This window comes from Paracidovorax konjaci (assembly GCF_900112675.1).
Lineage (GTDB): Bacteria > Pseudomonadota > Gammaproteobacteria > Burkholderiales > Burkholderiaceae_C > Paracidovorax > Paracidovorax konjaci.
On record NZ_FOMQ01000001.1, the window covers coordinates 502,185 to 519,318 of the forward strand.

Annotated in this window: 13 protein-coding genes and 1 pseudogene; 10 read left to right on the plus strand and 4 right to left on the minus strand. The window is 67.5% G+C overall.

All coding sequences use genetic code 11. The features are described 5' to 3' along the window. The first annotated feature begins 9 nt into the window (after positions 1-9). The 3 genes and pseudogenes from BM144_RS02200 (at position 10) to BM144_RS02210 (ending at position 2,673) form a co-directional block, all read left to right on the plus strand. Positions 10-1,560 (plus strand): circularly permuted type 2 ATP-grasp protein, encoded by a 1,551-nt coding sequence (locus BM144_RS02200; protein WP_092949334.1) that lies wholly within the window; start codon positions 10-12, stop codon positions 1,558-1,560. 1 nt (position 1,561) lies between these two features. Then, positions 1,562-1,630: pseudogene (locus BM144_RS23755) on the plus strand (alpha-E domain-containing protein); the annotation flags it as partial. Between the two features lie 71 nt (positions 1,631-1,701). Beyond that, complete coding sequence (locus BM144_RS02210) at positions 1,702-2,673, plus strand: alpha-E domain-containing protein (RefSeq protein WP_092949338.1); 972 nt, start codon at positions 1,702-1,704, stop codon at positions 2,671-2,673. A 57-nt stretch (positions 2,674-2,730) separates the two neighbouring features. Here BM144_RS02210 and BM144_RS23340 read toward each other — a convergent pair whose 3' ends face one another. From BM144_RS23340 to BM144_RS02225, 3 genes are all read right to left on the minus strand, one after another. Next, complete coding sequence (locus BM144_RS23340) at positions 2,731-3,090, minus strand: DUF4148 domain-containing protein (RefSeq protein ID WP_245783485.1); 360 nt, start codon at positions 3,088-3,090, stop codon at positions 2,731-2,733. Positions 3,091-3,305: 215 nt separating this feature from the next. Beyond that, positions 3,306-3,629, minus strand: a complete 324-nt coding sequence (locus tag BM144_RS02220; protein WP_092949340.1) for a VF530 family protein — start codon at positions 3,627-3,629, stop codon at positions 3,306-3,308. Positions 3,630-3,686: 57 nt separating this feature from the next. Continuing rightward, the gene (locus BM144_RS02225; RefSeq protein WP_092949342.1) at positions 3,687-4,598 is read right to left on the minus strand and encodes a LysR family transcriptional regulator; all 912 of its coding nucleotides are present in this window, start codon (positions 4,596-4,598) and stop codon (positions 3,687-3,689) included. 160 nt (positions 4,599-4,758) lie between these two features. Here BM144_RS02225 and BM144_RS02230 point away from each other — a divergent pair, with 160 nt between their 5' ends. From BM144_RS02230 to BM144_RS22510, 7 genes are all read left to right on the plus strand, one after another. Then, positions 4,759-5,607, plus strand: a complete 849-nt coding sequence (locus tag BM144_RS02230) for an alpha/beta hydrolase (RefSeq protein WP_092949344.1) — start codon at positions 4,759-4,761, stop codon at positions 5,605-5,607. 236 nt (positions 5,608-5,843) lie between these two features. Next, positions 5,844-7,097: an efflux RND transporter periplasmic adaptor subunit gene (locus tag BM144_RS02235; protein ID WP_092949346.1), complete on the plus strand. Its 1,254-nt coding sequence runs from the start codon at positions 5,844-5,846 to the stop codon at positions 7,095-7,097. Positions 7,098-7,134: 37 nt separating this feature from the next. Next, complete coding sequence (locus BM144_RS02240; RefSeq protein WP_092949348.1) at positions 7,135-10,365, plus strand: efflux RND transporter permease subunit; 3,231 nt, start codon at positions 7,135-7,137, stop codon at positions 10,363-10,365. Positions 10,366-10,394: 29 nt separating this feature from the next. After that, a complete protein-coding gene (locus tag BM144_RS02245; protein WP_139225614.1) occupies positions 10,395-11,855 on the plus strand; it encodes an efflux transporter outer membrane subunit in 1,461 nt (486 codons plus the stop codon). A 224-nt stretch (positions 11,856-12,079) separates the two neighbouring features. Further along, complete coding sequence (locus tag BM144_RS02250) at positions 12,080-13,519, plus strand: NAD-dependent succinate-semialdehyde dehydrogenase (RefSeq protein ID WP_092949350.1); 1,440 nt, start codon at positions 12,080-12,082, stop codon at positions 13,517-13,519. Between the two features lie 425 nt (positions 13,520-13,944). Further along, entirely contained in the window at positions 13,945-14,316 is a 372-nt protein-coding gene (locus tag BM144_RS02255; RefSeq protein WP_217644314.1) for a hypothetical protein, read from the plus strand. A 384-nt stretch (positions 14,317-14,700) separates the two neighbouring features. Continuing rightward, entirely contained in the window at positions 14,701-16,071 is a 1,371-nt protein-coding gene (locus BM144_RS22510; RefSeq protein WP_139225615.1) for an NAD(P)-binding protein, read from the plus strand. A 97-nt stretch (positions 16,072-16,168) separates the two neighbouring features. Here the strand turns inward: BM144_RS22510 and BM144_RS02265 are convergent, their stop codons facing one another. Next, entirely contained in the window at positions 16,169-17,074 is a 906-nt protein-coding gene (locus BM144_RS02265) for a LysR family transcriptional regulator (protein ID WP_092949352.1), read from the minus strand. Positions 17,075-17,134 lie beyond the last annotated feature (60 nt).

The following is a 17,134-nucleotide window of genomic DNA, read 5'->3' on the forward strand; positions in this document are numbered from 1 at the left end:
GCACCACTGATGCAGAAGTTCGACGAGATGTACGAGATGCTGCCTTTCGATGGCAGCGATGTGCGCCCCCATTACGAGCGCTATGCCCAATGGCTGGCGCAGCAGCCGGCCGAGATGATGCAGGCGCGCCGCGCCGAGGCCGAGATGATTTTCCGGCGCGTGGGCATCACCTTCGCGGTGTACGGCGCCAAGGACGAGGACGGGGCGGGCACCGAGCGGCTCATCCCCTTCGACCTGATCCCCCGCGTGATCCCCGCCCACGAGTGGGCGCGCATGCAGCAGGGCCTGGTGCAGCGCGTGACGGCGCTCAACCGTTTCATCCACGACATCTACCACGGGCAGGAGATCCTGCGCGCGGGCATCGTGCCTTCCGACCTCATCGTGGGCAATGCGCAGTTCCGGCCCGACATGGTGGGCGTGGACGTCCCGCGTGACGTGTATGCGCACATCGCCGGCATCGACATCGTGCGTGCCCCGGACGGCCAGGGCAACGGCATCTACTACGTGCTGGAAGACAACCTGCGCGTGCCTTCCGGCGTGTCGTACATGCTGGAGAACCGCAAGATGATGATGCGGCTCTTCCCCGAGCTGTTCCGCAGCCACCGCGTGGCGCCCGTGGCCCATTACCCCGACCTGCTGCTGGACACGCTGCGCGCCAGCGCGCCGGCCGGCGCGGCCGAGCCCTCGGTGGTGGTCCTCACGCCCGGCATGTACAACAGCGCGTATTTCGAGCATGCCTTCCTCGCGCAGCAGATGGGCGTGGAGCTGGTGGAGGGTCAGGACCTGGTCGTCAAGGACAACTTCGTCTACATGCGCACCACGCGCGGCCTGCAGCGCGTGGATGTGATCTACCGACGCGTGGACGACGACTTCCTTGACCCGCAGGTTTTCCGGCCCACGTCCACGCTGGGCTGCGCGGGCCTCATGGCGGCCTACCGCGCGGGCAACGTCGCGATCTGCAACGCCGTGGGCACGGGCATCGCGGATGACAAGTCCGTCTATCCCTATGTGCCGGAGATGATCCGCTTCTATCTGGGCGAAGAGCCGATCCTCGCCAACGTGCCCACCTGGATGTGCCGCAAGCCCGACGACCTGAAGTACGTGCTGGACCACCTGCACGAACTGGTGGTGAAGGAGGTGCACGGCGCTGGCGGCTACGGCATGCTCATCGGCCCCGCCGCCACCCGCGCCGAGATCGAGGAATTCCGCGCCGCGCTGCTGGCCAACCCCGCGGGCTACATCGCGCAGCCCACGCTGTCTCTTTCGAGCTGCCCGACCTATGTGGAATCGGGCATCGCCCCGCGCCACATCGACCTGCGGCCCTTCGTGCTCTCGGGCCAGAAGGTGCAGATGGTGGCCGGCGGCCTCACGCGCGTGGCACTCAAGGAAGGCTCGCTGGTCGTCAACTCGTCGCAGGGCGGAGGCACCAAGGACACCTGGGTGCTGGGCGACGACGACCTGCCGCAGGGCGCCATGCAGGCGCAATCGCTGGGCGGGATGTCGCAGTCCATGGGCGCTCCCGGCTCCGGGGCGATGTCGCAGACGATGGGAGGGAAATAAGATGCTGAGCCGCACTGCCGATCATTTGTTCTGGATGTCCCGCTACACCGAGCGGGCCGAAAAGCGTGCCCCAGGCGCGCTTTCGCAAAAACACGGCCTGCGCGCGCAGCGCGTGCGGGGTTTTCTGCCCGGGGAGGACGCATGCTGAGCCGCACTGCCGATCATTTGTTCTGGATGTCCCGCTACACCGAGCGGGCAGAAAACACCGCCCGCATGCTCAACGTGAGCTACGAGACCTCGCTGCTGCCGCAGTCGGCCGACGTGGCGCAGGAGAGCTGGCTGGGGCTGCTGTCGATCAGCGAGCTGATCCCGGCCTACACCGAGCGCCACGGCGAAGTCACGCGCGAAGGGGTGCTGGAGTTCATGGTGCGCGACGGCAACAACCCGTCGTCGATCCTCTCGTGCCTGCGGGCCGCGCGCGAGAACGCGCGTGCCGTGCGGGGCGCGCTCACCACCGAGGTGTGGGAGACGCAGAACCAGACCTGGCTGGAACTGCACCGCCAGCTGCAGGGCCGCGATTTTGAGCGCGACCCGGGCGCTTTCTTCGAGTGGGTCAAGCACCGTTCGCACCTGTCGCGCGGCGTGACGCTGGGCACGATGCTGCAGGACGAGGCCTTCCACTTCCTGCGGCTGGGCACGTTCCTGGAACGCTCCGACAACACGGCGCGCCTGCTGGACGTGAAGTTCCACGCGGTGCAGAGCGACTTCCATGGATCCCTGCGCGAGCGGGGCCGCGCCGCGCCGCAGGAGTTCGACTTCTATCACTGGAGCGCGATCCTGCGCAGCGTGTCGGCCTTCGAGGTGTACCGCAAGGTGTACCGCGACGTCATCACGCCCGAGCGCGTGGCAGACCTGCTGATCCTGCGCGCCGACATGCCGCGTTCGCTGCACGCCAGCCTGCGCGAGGTGGCCGACAACCTGGCCGTGGTGGCCAACGACCAGTCGTCCGAGACGCAGCGCAAGGCCGGCCGGCTGCTGGCCGATCTGCGCTATGGCCGCATCGACGAGATCCTCGCGACGGGCCTGCATGCGTACCTCACGCAGTTCCTCGACCGCGTGAGCCATCTCGGCGCGGGCATCAGCCGCGACTTCCTGGTACCGGTGCGGGCCTGAGACCGCAGGGCGCGCACGGTGCCGCGCTTCCTGCGCGTCCGGTACAAAGGGCGCGGATCAACGCGCCGCGCTGCTGCCGGCGACGGCGGTGCCCAGGGGCGCGCATTCGGGCACGCTGCGGTCGATGGCGCGCCCGCCCATGAAGCCGTAGCCTTCCAGCGCCAGGGCTTGCTGCTCGCCGGAGGCCCGTGCGCAGGCCAGTTCGGCAACCACTTCGGCGCGCGTTCGCCCGGTCTGCACCGGCGGTGGGGCCACGCTGGCAGGGGCCGCAGCGACCGTGTCCGTCACCATGGCGGGGGCATCGGCCGCTTGCGCAGGTACGGCGGCGAAAGCCATCAACGCCAGTGCGGCGCAGGTGCCGAAGCGCGCCAGGCGCAGGGAGTGGAGGTGGAGCGGGGTGTGGGTGGAATGCGGCATGGTGCGGTGTCCTTCGGTGGTGGCCGGGAGGCGCCATGCCTTCCGTGCCTCCACTGTGCGGCGCGCACCGCGCCGTGCCCAACGGGATGCGACGAAACGGCCTGCCGAGGGCGCGGGATACCGTTTGGCGGGCACAGGCTGCGCGCGGCGCATGGGGCTTTCAGGCAGCGTGCAGCCCGGGGCACGCAAGCCCCTGGTCGCCGCGGCCGCCCGCTTCAGCGGCCGCCGCCCTGCCGCCGCTGCTCCCGCAGCATGAACAGGTAGAGGCTTTCCACCTTCTCTCGCGCCCACGGCGTCTTGCGCAAGAATTTCAGGCTGGAGGCGACGCTGGGGTCGCTCTGGAAGCAGCGCATGGGCGCGCGCTCGGCCAGTCCGTTCCATCCGTAGTGCTGCTGCAGTGCGACCACGATGGCCTCCAGGGTGACGCCGTGCAGTGGGTTGCGGGGTTGTGCCGGGGCGATGGAAGCGGGCAGGACTGCTGCCGGCGGTGTCTGGTCCGGTTGGGGCGGACGGGGAGAGGGGGGAGGTGAGGCGGTCATAGGTGCCGAGCATAGGCCCGCCGTGCGCGGGCGTCCGCGATCGCTTCCGCCCGAAGCTCAACCCTGGAGGTGGCGCTCCCGTGCGAACAGTTCTGCAGCCCAGTCGACGAATGCGCGCACCTTGGCGCTCAGGTGCCGGTTGGGCGGGTACACCACGTAGACCGGCAGGAGCGGGTGCGACCACTCTGGAAGCAGCCGCACCAGCTCACCGCGCTCCAGATGGCCATGGGCCTGCAGCGTGGTGACCTGGCCCACGCCGCGCCCGGCGAGCAAGGCCGCCAGATAGGCATTGCTTTCATTCACCGACAACTGCGACGGTCCGCCGATTTCTATCGATTCTCCGTCGCGGTGGAATTCGAGCGGGTAGCGGCGCGAGGTGCGCGGCGAGAAGTAGATGACGTTCTTGTGGCCACGCTCCAGTTCCAGCGGATCGCGAGGCGTGCCGTGGCGCGCGAGGTAGGCGGGCGCCGCGACGGTGATGAAGTCCAGCATGCCGATGCGGCGCGCGACGAGGGATTGGTCGGTCAGTTCGCCGCCGCGGATCACGCAGTCCACGTTGTCGCTGAGCAGGTCCACGATGCGGTCGCTCACGCCCAGGTCGAGCTGGATGTCCGGATAGCGGGACTGGAACTCCTCGAGGTTCGGGATGATGAGCAGCCGGGCCATGGCGGTGCCCACGTCCACACGCAGGCGGCCGCTGGGGGTGGCGCGTGCATGCGTCATGCTGGCCTCGATGTCGTCGAAGTCGGCCAGCAGCCGCACCGCGCGGTCGTAGTAGGCCGCGCCATCGGGCGTCACGGTGACGCGGCGCGTGGTGCGGTTGAGCAGGCGCACGCGCAGGCGCGCTTCCAGCGCCTGGATGTGCTTGGTCACGGTGGCTTTGGGTAGCTGCAGGGAGTCGGCAGCGCGCGTGAACGTGCCGGCTTCCACCACCCGCGCATAGATGCGCATGGCCTGGATCTGGTCCATGGCGGTCCTTCTTTGGGTCCTGGTCGGGCCGGCGAATTCTCACACGCTGCAAGGGGCGGATTGTTCGGGGTTTGGAAACAGTGCGGCCCGCCGGGGCTGGTTTATCGTCGCAACCTGCGCATCTACATTTGCTGCACCGGTATCCCCCCGGTCGATCCCCATGCCCACCACCACCCCAACCCTTTCATCCCGTGCCGGCGCCCGTTCCGAATCCACCATTGCGGTGGCGCCGGGACAGGACGTCGCCGTGCGCATGTACGGCCGCAAGAAGACAGGCGAGACGTCGCCGCTGGTCGTGCATTTCCACGGAGGCGCGTTCGTGTCGGGAGATCTCGACACCGGATGCACCATCGCGGGGCTGCTGCAGGAGGCGGGGGCCCTGGTGGTGTCGGTGGCCTATCCGCTCTCGCCGGAGCATCCGTTCCCGCAGCCGCTGGAAACGGGGTATGCCGTCCTGCAGTGGGTCTACCGGTACCGTACGCGGCTCGCGGGCGCTGGAGCGCCGGTGTACGTGGCGGGCGAGGAGGCGGGGGGCAATCTCGCCGCGGGTGTCTGCCTCATGGCGCGCGACCAGTCCCATCCGCCGCTGGCGGGGCAGATTCTGGTGTCGCCCATGCTCGATCCTTGCGCCGGTACCCCGTCGCTGCGCGCAGCGAGCTTCGATGGTGCGACGTGCCGATGGGCTGACGGTTGGGAGAAGTTCCTGCGCTGCGCGCGCGATGCCGAACACCCGTATGCCGTGCCGGGTACGGCGCAGCGGCTGGCGGGCCTGCCGGCCACGCTGTTACTGGTGGGCGATACCGATCCGATGCACGACGAAACGCTGGCCTATGCGGCGCGGCTCAAGGCTGCCGGCCTTGCCGTGGATCTGCATGTGCTGCGCAAGGCAGAGCGCTGGCCGGATGCGTTGCTGGAGCCCGGCCCCCAGCCGTGCCCCTGCGCGGACGAGGCGCGAGAGCGGTTCCGCCAGTTCTTCAGCGATGCGTCCCGATGTCCGGTGCCACGATGACTTTGCTCGAGACCTGATGCCCTCCGGCCCGCGGGCCGGTGCGGTGACTTCGACGGTGGCTGGGGTGTGACCCGGCGGACCGGTGACTGACATTCGCCGCTGCAGCAGCACGGCGCCCATCTGATTGACGTTTTTTCCAGCCACGACGCTGGAGGGGCACGGCTTTGCCCGAAGCCGGCCTTCGACCGCTTTTTTCTGTTCACTGAATCTGTTTCCAAGGACCCGGAGGATCTGCCATGCCATCAACGAAGCCATCCCTTTTTTCGCCCGCACGCCGGTGGTGGACCGCTGCAGGCGCTGCGGGGGCGCTTGTCGCCACTGCCGGCGCGGTGTTCGGTCTGTCCAACTCGCACGCCGAGGCGCCCGCCGCGAACGCAGCGCCCCCGGCGGTGCCCGTTTCCGTGGCCTCGGTACTGCAGCAGGAGATCACTCTCTGGGACGAGTTCTCGGGCCGTTTGGAGGCCGTGCAGCGCGTGGAGGTCCGGCCGCGCGTGGCCGGAGCGGTCCAGTCCGTGCATTTCCGGGAAGGGGCCCTCGTGAAGCAGGGCGAGCTGCTCTTCACCGTGGATCCGGCGCCCTACGCGGCCGAAGTGGACCGTGCCGAGGCACAGGTGGTCGCGGCGCAGGCCCGCCAGTCGTACACGCGCAGCGAGATGGAGCGCTCCGCACGCCTCTGGGAAGAGCGGGCCATTGCCCAGCGCGAGCGCGATGAACGCGTGAACGCCCAGCGCGAGGCCGATGCCAACCTGCGCGCGGCCCAGGCCGCCCTGCAGACGGCGCGCCTCAATCTGGGCTACACGCAGGTGCGGGCCCCGGTGGCCGGCCGTGTCGGCCGCATCGAAGTCACGCAGGGCAACCTCGTGGCTTCCGGCGCCGGTGCCCCGGTGTTGACCACGCTGGTATCGGTGAGCCCGATCTATGCGAGCTTCGACACCGATGAGCAGGTGGTGACGCGGGCCCTGGAAGGCTTGCGCTCCGGCAAGAGCGCGCGTGCCTTGATCGAGAGCATCGACGTGCAGATGGGCACCGGCACGAGCGGCGGCACGCCCCATGCCGGGCACCTCCAGCTCATCGACAACCAGGTGGATGCCCGCAGCGGCACGGTGCGGGTGCGCGCCGTGTTCGACAACGCGGACGGGGCGCTCATTCCCGGGCAATTCGCTCGCATCCGCATGGCGCAGGCCCGCAGTACGCAAGCCATTCTGGTCAACGAGCGTGCAGTGGGTACCGACCAAAGCAAGAAATTCGTGCTGGTGGTCGGCGCTGGCAACCAGGCCGAGTACCGCGAAGTGCAGCTGGGTGCGCCGGTCAACGGACTGCGCGTGGTGACCGCTGGCCTCAAGGTGGGCGACCGCGTGGTCGTCAACGGTCTGCAGCGTGTGCGCCCGGGCATGCAGGTCGCTCCGCAAGACGTGCCGATGGCCACCAAGGCCGAACTGGCCGGCGAAGGCGCCCAGGCGCGTGCCGCAGCGCGCCAGCCGGCGGCCTGAGCACAGGGCCCTGTTCCGCAGAGAAAGACATACCGCAATGAATCTCTCCCGCTTCTTCATCGATCGCCCCATCTTCGCCGGGGTGCTGTCGGTGATCATCTTCCTGGCCGGGCTCATCGCCATGCGCGTGCTGCCCATTTCGGAGTATCCGGAAGTGGCACCGCCCTCCGTGGTGGTGCGCGCCACCTATCCGGGTGCCAACCCGAAGGTGATCGCCGAAACGGTGGCCACGCCACTGGAGGAATCCATCAACGGCGTGGAAGGCATGCTCTACATGGGCAGCCAGGCCACGACGGACGGCGTGATGACCCTGACCGTCACCTTCAAGCTGGGCACGGATCCGGACAAGGCGCAGCAGCTCGTGCAGAACCGTGTTTCCCAGGCCGAGCCACGCCTGCCGGAAGAAGTGCGTCGCCTGGGGGTGACGACCGTCAAGAGCGCGCCCGACCTGACCATGGTGGTGCACATGGTGTCGCCCAATGGCCGTTATGGCATCGACTACCTGCGCAACTACGCCGTACTCAACGTGAAGGACCGGCTGGCGCGCATCCAGGGTGTGGGGCAGGTGCAGATCTTCGGGGGTGGCGACTATTCCATGCGTGCCTGGCTCGATCCGCAGAAAGTGGCACAGCGCGGGCTTTCGGCCAGCGACGTGGTGGCGGCCATTCGTGGCCAGAACGTGCAGGCTGCGGCCGGGGTGGTCGGTGCCTCTCCGGGACTGCCCGGCGTGGACATGCAGCTGTCGATCAACGCGCAAGGCCGTCTAGCGACCGAAGAAGAGTTCGGCGACATCATCGTCAAGGCCGGTAGCGATGGTGCGGTGACGCGCCTGCGCGATGTCGCGCGCCTGGAACTGGGTGCCGCGGACTATTCGCTGCGGTCGCTCCTCAACAACGATCCGGCGGTGGGCATGGGCATTTTCCAGGCCCCGGGATCGAACGCGCTCGACATTTCTTCGAACGTGCGCGCCACCATGCAAGAGCTGCAGAAAAACATGCCGGAAGGTGTGGAGTTCCGCATCGCTTATGACCCGACGCAATTCGTGCGTGCATCGATCAAGTCGGTGGTGCAGACGCTGCTGGAGGCCATTGCGCTGGTGGTGGTCGTGGTGATCCTGTTCCTGCAGACCTGGCGCGCTTCCATCATTCCGCTGCTGGCCGTGCCGGTGTCGGTGGTGGGCACGTTCGCCGTGCTGCACCTGCTGGGTTTTTCGATCAACGCGCTGTCGCTCTTCGGCCTGGTGCTGGCCATCGGCATCGTGGTGGACGACGCCATCGTGGTGGTGGAGAACGTGGAACGCAACATCGAGGCCGGCCTCACCCCGCGCGAGGCAACCTACCGCGCGATGCGCGAGGTCTCCGGGCCCATCATCGCCATCGCTCTCGTGCTGGTGGCGGTGTTCGTGCCGCTGGCCTTCATCAGCGGACTCACCGGGCAGTTCTACCGCCAGTTCGCGGTGACCATCGCGATCTCCACGGTGATCTCGGCCATCAATTCGCTCACGCTGTCGCCGGCGCTCAGCGCGCTGCTTCTCAAGGGACATCATGAGCCCAAGGATGCGCTCACGCGGGGCATGGACCGGGTGCTGGGCGGGTTCTTCCGCCGCTTCAACGCGGTGTTTCACAGGGGGTCGGACGCCTACAGCGGCGGTGTGCGCCGTGTGATCGGACGCAAGGCGCTGATGCTGGCGGTGTACCTCGTGCTCGTGGGCGCCACGTGGGGACTGTTCAAGGCCGTGCCGGGTGGCTTCGTGCCTGCGCAGGACAAACAGTACCTGGTGGGCTTCGCCCAGTTGCCGGACGGCGCCACGCTGGACCGCACCGAAGATGTGATCCGCCGCATGGGCGACATCGTGAAGAAGAACCCGAACGTCGAAGACGCCATCGCCTTCCCGGGGCTGTCCATCAATGGCTTCACCAACAGCTCCAACGCAGGCATCGTGTTCGTCACGCTCAAGCCGTTCGCCGAGCGCAAGCGCGCGGACCAGAGCGGCGGTGCGGTCGCAGGGCAGTTGAACCAGGCCTTCGGCAGCATCCAGGATGCGTTCATCGCGATGTTCCCGCCGCCGCCGGTTGCGGGATTGGGGACCACGGGTGGTTTCAAGCTGCAGATCGAGGACCGGGCCTCGCTCGGCTACGAGGCCATGGATGCGGCCATGAAGGCTTTCATGGCGAAGGCCTACCAGACGCCCGAGTTGGCGGGCCTTTTCACGAGCTGGCAAGTGAACGTGCCGCAGCTCTATGCCCACATCGATCGCACCAAGGCGCGCCAGCTCGGGGTGCCGGTGACGGACATTTTCGAAACCCTGCAGATCTACCTGGGCAGCCTTTACGCCAACGACTTTAACCAGTTCGGCCGTACCTACAGCGTGCGCGTGCAGGCCGACGCGGCCTACCGCGCCCGGCCCGAAGACGTGGGGCTGCTCAAGGTGCGGTCGGCCTCGGGCGAGATGGTGCCGCTGTCGGCGCTGATGAAGGTCGAGCCCAGCTTCGGTCCGGAGCGTGCCATGCGCTACAACGGGTTCCTGTCCGCCGACGTGAACGGCGGGCCCGCGCCCGGCTTCTCGTCGGGGCAGGCGCAGGCAGCCATCGAACGCGTTGCCGCCGAAACGCTGCCGCAGGGCATTGGCTTCGAATGGACGGAACTGACCTACCAGGAGATCCTGGCGGGCAATTCTGCGGTGCTGGTGTTCCCCATCGCGATCCTGCTGGTGTTCCTGGTGCTGGCTGCGCAATACGAGAGCCTGACGCTGCCGATCGCCATCATCCTCATCGTGCCGATGGGCCTGCTGGCTGCAATGGCTGGCGTGTGGATGTCCGGCGGAGACAACAACGTGTTCACGCAGATCGGGCTCATCGTGCTGGTGGGGCTGTCTGCAAAGAATGCCATCCTGATCGTGGAGTTCGCGCGCGAACTCGAATTCGCCGGGCGCACACCCGTGCAGGCCGCCATCGAGGCCAGCCGGCTGCGCCTGCGGCCCATCCTCATGACCTCCCTGGCTTTCGTGATGGGCGTGCTGCCGCTGGTGCTGTCGACGGGCGCGGGTTCGGAGATGCGCAGCGCCATGGGCGTGGCGGTCTTCGCAGGAATGATCGGTGTCACGGCCTTCGGCCTGTTCCTCACGCCCGTCTTCTACGTGGTGCTGCGCCGGCTGGCCGGCAACCGACCGCTGCAGCACCACGGCGGGCACACCGCGCCCCTCTCCGACGCGGGGCCGGGCGCAAGTGCCCATCCCGTGCTGGCGGCACCCCGCGGAGCCCACGAATGAACGCTCTTCGTGAACAAGGAATTGCAGCCATGAACTCCTCCTGGATGAAGTCTTCCGCGCGCCTGCCGAGGCTGGCGCCCCTGGTGGCAGCCCTGGCCCTGGCCGGTTGCATGGGCACGCCGCTGTCACCTCCCGACCCCCACGCGGGTGTGGCCGTGCCTTCGGCGTTCGCGCAGGCCGCCGCAGGGGCGGTGCCCTGGACCACCGCGTTGCCTGCGGAGGCCCAGGCGCGCGGCGCCTGGTGGCTGGCCTTTGGAGATCCCGTGCTGAGTGCATTGGTCGAGCGCGCTGGCGAGGCCAACACCGATGTGGGCCAGGCCGCGGCGCGCTTGGCGCAGGCCCGGGCCCTGCTGCGGTCGGCCAACGCCGACCGTTCGCCGCAGGTCGGCGCCAGCACCGGCGTGGCACGCCAGGCCGGTGCCGGCACCACGGGAGGCAGCGCACCCGCCACGCTCGGAACGGCAGGACTGAACCTCTCGTATGAACTGGACCTATTCGGCCGCCTCTCCCGCGCGAGCGATGCAGCCCGGCTGGATGCCGACGCGCGGGCGGCGCTGCTGCAGAGTACGCGCCTGCTGGTGCAGGCTGATGCAGCCCAGACCTACCTCCAATTGCGCTCCGTGCAGAGCGAGCGGGCGCTGGTGGACGAAAGCCTGGCCGCCTACCGCGATACGTTCAGGTTGACCCAGCGGCGTTACCAGGCGGGGGACGTGGCAGAGCTCGACGTCGCTCGCGTCCAGACCGAGGTGGCTGCCACCGAGTCGGAAGCCCTGGCGTTGGAGCGCCAGCAGGTATTGCTGCAGAACGCGCTGGCCGTGCTGTCCGGTGAAGTGGCCAGTGGCTTCTCAGTGCAGCCCGCGGCGAGCGAGGCCGCGCTGCCCGTGATACCGGCGGGGGTGCCGGGGACGGTGCTGGCACGCCGGCCCGATGTGTCCGCGGCCCAGGCCGCCGTGCTGGCCGCGCAGGCGCGTGTGGGTGTCGCGCAGGCCGCCTGGTTTCCGGCCATCACGCTCACCAGCAGCGGAGGCTATGCCTCCCCGGAACTGGGGGATCTGTTCCAGTGGTCGGCGCGTGCGTGGAGTGTGGGGGCCTTGCTTTCGCTGCCCCTTTTCGACGGCGGTCGTCGCGCGGCGCAGGAAGAGGGCGCCCGTGCCCGCCTCGACGAGGCCCTGGCAGCGCATCGAGGCCAGGTACTCGGCGCCTTCCGTGAGGTGGAGGACCAGTTGGGCGCACTGCGCTTGCTCTCGGCGCAGGCCGATGCGCAGGGCCGGGCCGTGGATTCGGCCGCGCGCGCGACACAGCTCTCCGATGCGCGTTACCGCAATGGTTTCGTAAGCCAACTGGAGTTGCTCGACGCGCGGCGCAGCGAACTGCGCAACCGCCGGCAGGCCCTGCAGGTGCGCACAGCCCAGTACACGGCCACCGTGGGGCTGATCCGGGCGCTTGGCGGCGGCTGGGGAGAGGGTGCGCCCACGAGCACAGGTGGATGACACCATAGCTCTGCGCCACTGAAAAAGCCCGCAACATGGGAAACATGCGGTGTGGCAAACGCCCTGGCGACAGCACTGTCGCGCCAACCGGCCTATAGTGCCCCTTGGCTGCCGCGCCCGGTCCGGGGATCCGCGTGGCCACAGGCACCGGGCACCCCGGTCCCGCAGTTTCTCTTCCGTTCCCCTTTCACCCTCCCATCTCAGCTAACGCAGGAGCACTTTGCATGACGTATCCGAGCACACGCCTTTTCATCGCCGGTGAATGGCAGGATGCTGCCGACGGCAAGACCATTGCCGTGCACAACCCGGCCACGGGCAAGGAAATCGGACGGGTGGCCCATGCCGGCAAGGCCGACCTGGACCGCGCCCTGGAAGCCGCCCAGAAGGGCTTCGAAACCTGGCGCGACATGCCTGCGGTGGAGCGTGCCCGCACCATGCGCCGCGCCGCTGCACTCATGCGCGAGCGTTCCGATGCCATTGCCCGCATCCTCACGCAGGAACAGGGCAAGCCCCTGGCCGAGGCGAAGGTCGAGGCCAATGCGGCCGCCGACATCATCGAATGGTTCGCCGATGAAGGCCAGCGCATCTACGGCCGCATCGTGCCGGCGCGTGGCAGCCTCGCCGTGCGGCAACTGGTGCTCAAGGACCCGGTGGGCCCGGTGGCGGCCTTCACGCCCTGGAACTTCCCCATCAACCAGGTGGTGCGCAAGCTGGCTGCGGCACTGGCTTCCGGTTGCTCGATCCTCGTGAAGGCTCCCGAAGAAACGCCTGCAAGCCCTGCCGAGCTGATCCGGGCGTTTGCCGATGCAGGCGTGCCGGCCGGCACCGTGGGCCTGGTCTACGGCAATCCTGCCGAGATCTCCAGCTACCTCATCCCGCATCCGATCATCCGCAAGGTGACTTTCACGGGCTCCACGCCCGTCGGCAAGCAGCTCGCGGCGCTCGCAGGCCAACACATGAAGCGTGTCACCATGGAACTCGGTGGCCATGCCCCCGTGATCGTGGCCGAGGACGCGGATGTGGAGCTTGCCATCAAGGCAGCGGGCGGCGCGAAGTTCCGCAATGCCGGCCAGGTCTGTATCTCGCCCACGCGCTTCCTGGTGCACGAGAGCATCCGCAAGGACTTTGTGGCCGCTCTGGCGCGCCACGCGCAGAACCTGAAGGTGGGCGATGGCCTGACCGATGGAACGCAGATGGGGCCACTGGCCAATCCGCGCCGGATCACTGCCATGGCCGAATTGCTGGAGGACGCGGTGCAGCACGGCGCCGAGGTGGCTGCTGGCGGCGAGCGCATCGGCGGCGACGGCAATTTCTTCCAGCCCACCGTGCTGAACGATGTTCCGGTGTCGGCCCGCATCTTCAATGAAGAGCCTTTCGGTCCCGTGGCCGCGGTGCGCGGTTTCGAGAAGATCGAGGATGCCATCGCCGAGGCGAACCGCCTGCCCTACGGGTTGGCCGGCTATGCCTTCACGCGTTCGCTGAAGTACGCCCATCTGCTTTCCCAGCGGCTGGAGGTCGGGATGCTGTGGATCAACCAACCGGCATCGCCATCGGCCGAGCTGCCTTTTGGTGGACTCAAGGACTCGGGCTATGGCTCCGAAGGCGGCCCGGAAGCCATCGAGGCCCACCTCAACACCCGCGCGGTGTCGATCACGAACGTGTGATGCCGATGCGCAGGGCAGGCGGCCACGCCTGCCCTCGCGCAACACCGGGGGCCTCGCGACCATCGCGGCGGTAGCAGCCTCTGCCCCTGGGCTTGCTATCCAATTGGAGCCTGTCGATCCTGTGGCAGCCGCAGGTTGTTCTGTGGCGTGCGACAGCGCTTTGCCGGCACCCCTGGAAACGTGCCTCGGGAATTGCATGGCACCTGCATGGCTCTTTCCGGACAGGGAAGTCAGACGTGCGGGCGAAAGCGCGGGACAGGATGGCTGCCGCATCGCCGCCTTCCTCCCCTGGTGGTTTGTTGAGGCGCTGAAATCCGAGCATGGTCTGCTCCGCGCTACCCTGGCCCTTCGCCATAATCCTTTCCTATCAGGAAAATATTTGTGATGAGGGGGAGTTAGTCATGCAATCCATCCGTCCGAGGTCCGTGACCATCGCCGCGTGGTTTCTTTTGATTTCTGCCGCTTTGGCTCTGGCAATGTCCGTGGCTTCGCACGGAAATCCCGAAACGGCAGCCCTGATGGAACAAAGCGCACTACCGATATCCGTGCAGTATGTGCTGTCCTACGGCGGGTTGGGCTTGCAGATCGTTTGTGCTTTTGCCATTTTGAAGGGGCTGGCCTGGGGCCGTCTCCTGTACGCCTTGTGGGGCGGTATCGGTCTGTTGGTCGGGCTCTTCACTTCGCCGATCAAGCTGGCGTTGATTCCGGGCGCGGTGATTTTCGCGGTCATCGTCTTTTTGCTTTTCCGTTCGGCCGCCAACATCTATTTCGCAAAAGACGCCAGGGCCTCCGTATAGAGACGGGGCCGGCGATTCTCGGCGGCGGTTCTCGCAGGGGGACGGGCCTGTGCCCTTTTCTTCCATGCAGCGGCCGGCAGGCCATCTCATAAAAGATCGATCCAGGCCATCGGGTAGAGCGATGAACGTTCCTTCCCGTCTGCACGTCGGTGAAAGTCACGGTAATTCGCCGCCAGGGTGACCGTTTCGCAGGCGGCGGCTGCATTGAATCCTCTAGGGCCGATGATCCGTAAAGCGGAAGACCCATGGATTCGCTTTTTTGGGGAATTCCGGGCCACCGTTCCGTCAGACGGATCTATCCGGGCTGTTGGACCGGGGCCATCTTGATTACCACCGGCTGTGCATGCACATTCACAGCCATCGCAACGGAAGAAGGCGACGAACATGTCAAACCACGGCGATGCAGACGATGTTCTGCACGTGGCCATCGTGGGCGGGGGGCTTTCGGGCCTCGCGTCGGCTTATCACCTCATGCAGCGCGCACGCCGTCTCGGCGCCGGGCTGGACATCCATCTCTACGAAACACGGCGCACACTGGTGGCGCCGGCGTCCCGGTCCGTGCGCATGGCTGCACCGGCCTGGGATGCCGCCGAAGCCGGCGGCGAGCAGGACGCGCATGCGCTGCTCGTCAGTGCCGTACAGCATGCGGCCCTGGAGCTGCACAGTCCCGGGCTCGAATACAGCTGCGGGCACTTCTTTGAAGACTGCCTGAGCGATCCGGAGGCCATGCTCGGCGCGGCCGTACGGATGCTGGGTGCGGCCCTCGACTGGAGAGATCCCGGCTTGGCCGACTCCCTCGTGCAGGTGCGGGACCGCTCCTATTACCCCCGCATCGCTGCCCAGCCCTTCTGCGACCCTGCAGGCCCTGCGGCGACCCCTCTGCGTTTGGTGCTGGAACACCTCCGTCTGCAGGATGGGGGGCTGGCCTGCAGCGACGGCGGAGCAGCCAACGAGGGCGCACGCAAGTGGGCCGAGACGTTGGCCGGGCATCTCGAGTCGCGTTCGGATAGCCGGGTTGCCGTGGCGTTGCGCACGGGCGGGCGTGCCCAGGTACGGGTGATGAGCGATGTGGTCGAAGTCCAGCAGAACGGCCGCGTCCGGCTGTTCGACCTCTGTGTGATGACCACTTCCGCAGGCGATGCATTGCGTGCGCTGGCCTTCGACAGCGCGACAGCTGCTTTTGGCGTGCGTGTGGGCGACATCCTCGAAAGTGCGGACGGGGTGCGCGGTGGGGCGGGCCGAAGCTCCGGCGCCGACGCGCTGGCGGGCCCGACGGCTGCCTGGCCCCTCTGCGGGATCGACTGGCAGCCGGCTGCGGATCGGCCGGGCCCATGGTCTTTTTCGTGCACCCGGGAGGGCGCGCAGGACGGGCAGAGCGATGCCTTGCGCACCGATCCGTTGGCGGACTTGCATTACCGGCCGATCGGCCTGCCGGGAACGCCCCCTTCGCCCTTGGCGAGCGAGACGCCGGCAGATGCCGATGCGGCATCGGGCCCGCCCGGCCCTGCGGGGCTCGAAGACAAGGCCTGGAATGCGTTCCGCAGGCACGTGCTCGATGCGTCGGCGCGGGCCAGGGTGGAAATCCAAGCCCTGAACGAAGCCTTTGTCGAAGGCTGGCAGGAGGGTGAAGGCCGCGTGCCGTGTGCAGCCGTGCCGCCGCTGCTTTTCGTGGGGCGCTGGACCCATGGCGCGAGCCACCACGAACAATGCCTTGAACAGGCCGAAGAACTGAGTGCATGGGTGTTGCCGGATTGACGTGCCCGCCGCCACTCGCTGAACCCTGCCGCTGAGCCGGCCCTGTTCCGGCACCGGCCGGACCAGGGCTTCGGCAGGGCCACGGCGGCGGAGCCGGCTATGAATGCACTTCCCACCCCCGGGCCTGCTGCAGCAACTGCTGCAGGAAGGTTTCTGCAATGGGCGAGAAGCGTTTCCCCGGGGGCCAGAGCACATACCAGGAGGAGGGTATGGGCATCCGTTCCGCTCGCAGGATCGTTATGCCTTCTGCGGTGGGGTCGGCGGCCAACGCATGCCTCGACACCAGGCCCAGTCCCATGCGCGCGGCCACCGATTGCTTGATGGCCTCGTTGCTTCCCAGTTCCAGACGGACGCGCGGCGCAAAGCCCAGGGCCTTGAAATGCTCGTCGATGGCAAGCCGCGTGCCTGAGCCAGTCTCGCGCAGGATGAACGGCTCCTTGCGCAAATGCTCCAGGCGCACACGCCGGCGCGCAGCGAGCGGATGGTCGATCGCTGCAATGACCACCAGCGGATTGCTCAGCAGGACCTGCCGGTCGTGCGGAACGCCGCGTGGCGGGACCGACAGGATGTAGAGATCGTCTTCGTTCGCCAGCAGGCGCTGGACAACGCCGTCTCGGTTGAGCACCTGCAAAGCGACGTCCACACCCGGGTGCTCTGCACAGAACCTGCCGAGCATGCGCGGAATGAAGTACTTGGCGGTGCTTGCCACCGCCAGCCGCAGACGGCCCTGGCTGACGCCCTTGAGCGCAGCCACGCGCTGCTCCAGCGTCTCCCATTCCGCCGCAATCGCGCGTGCGGTACCTGCCGCTGCCTCTCCCGCCTGGGTCAGGTGCAGGCGCTTGCCCACCCTTTCGTAGAGCGGCAGGCCGATCGCATCGGACAGCTCCTTGAGTTGCATGGAGGCCGTGGGCTGCGTGACGTGGCACTGGCGCGCTGCACCGGTCACCGAGCCGGTCTCGGCGAGCGCCAGCATCAACTGCAGCTGTCTGAAAGTTGCATGCATAGGGATAAGTCGATGAATGAAATCGACAAGATCGATTTTTCAATATTGTCGTCCAGCCCT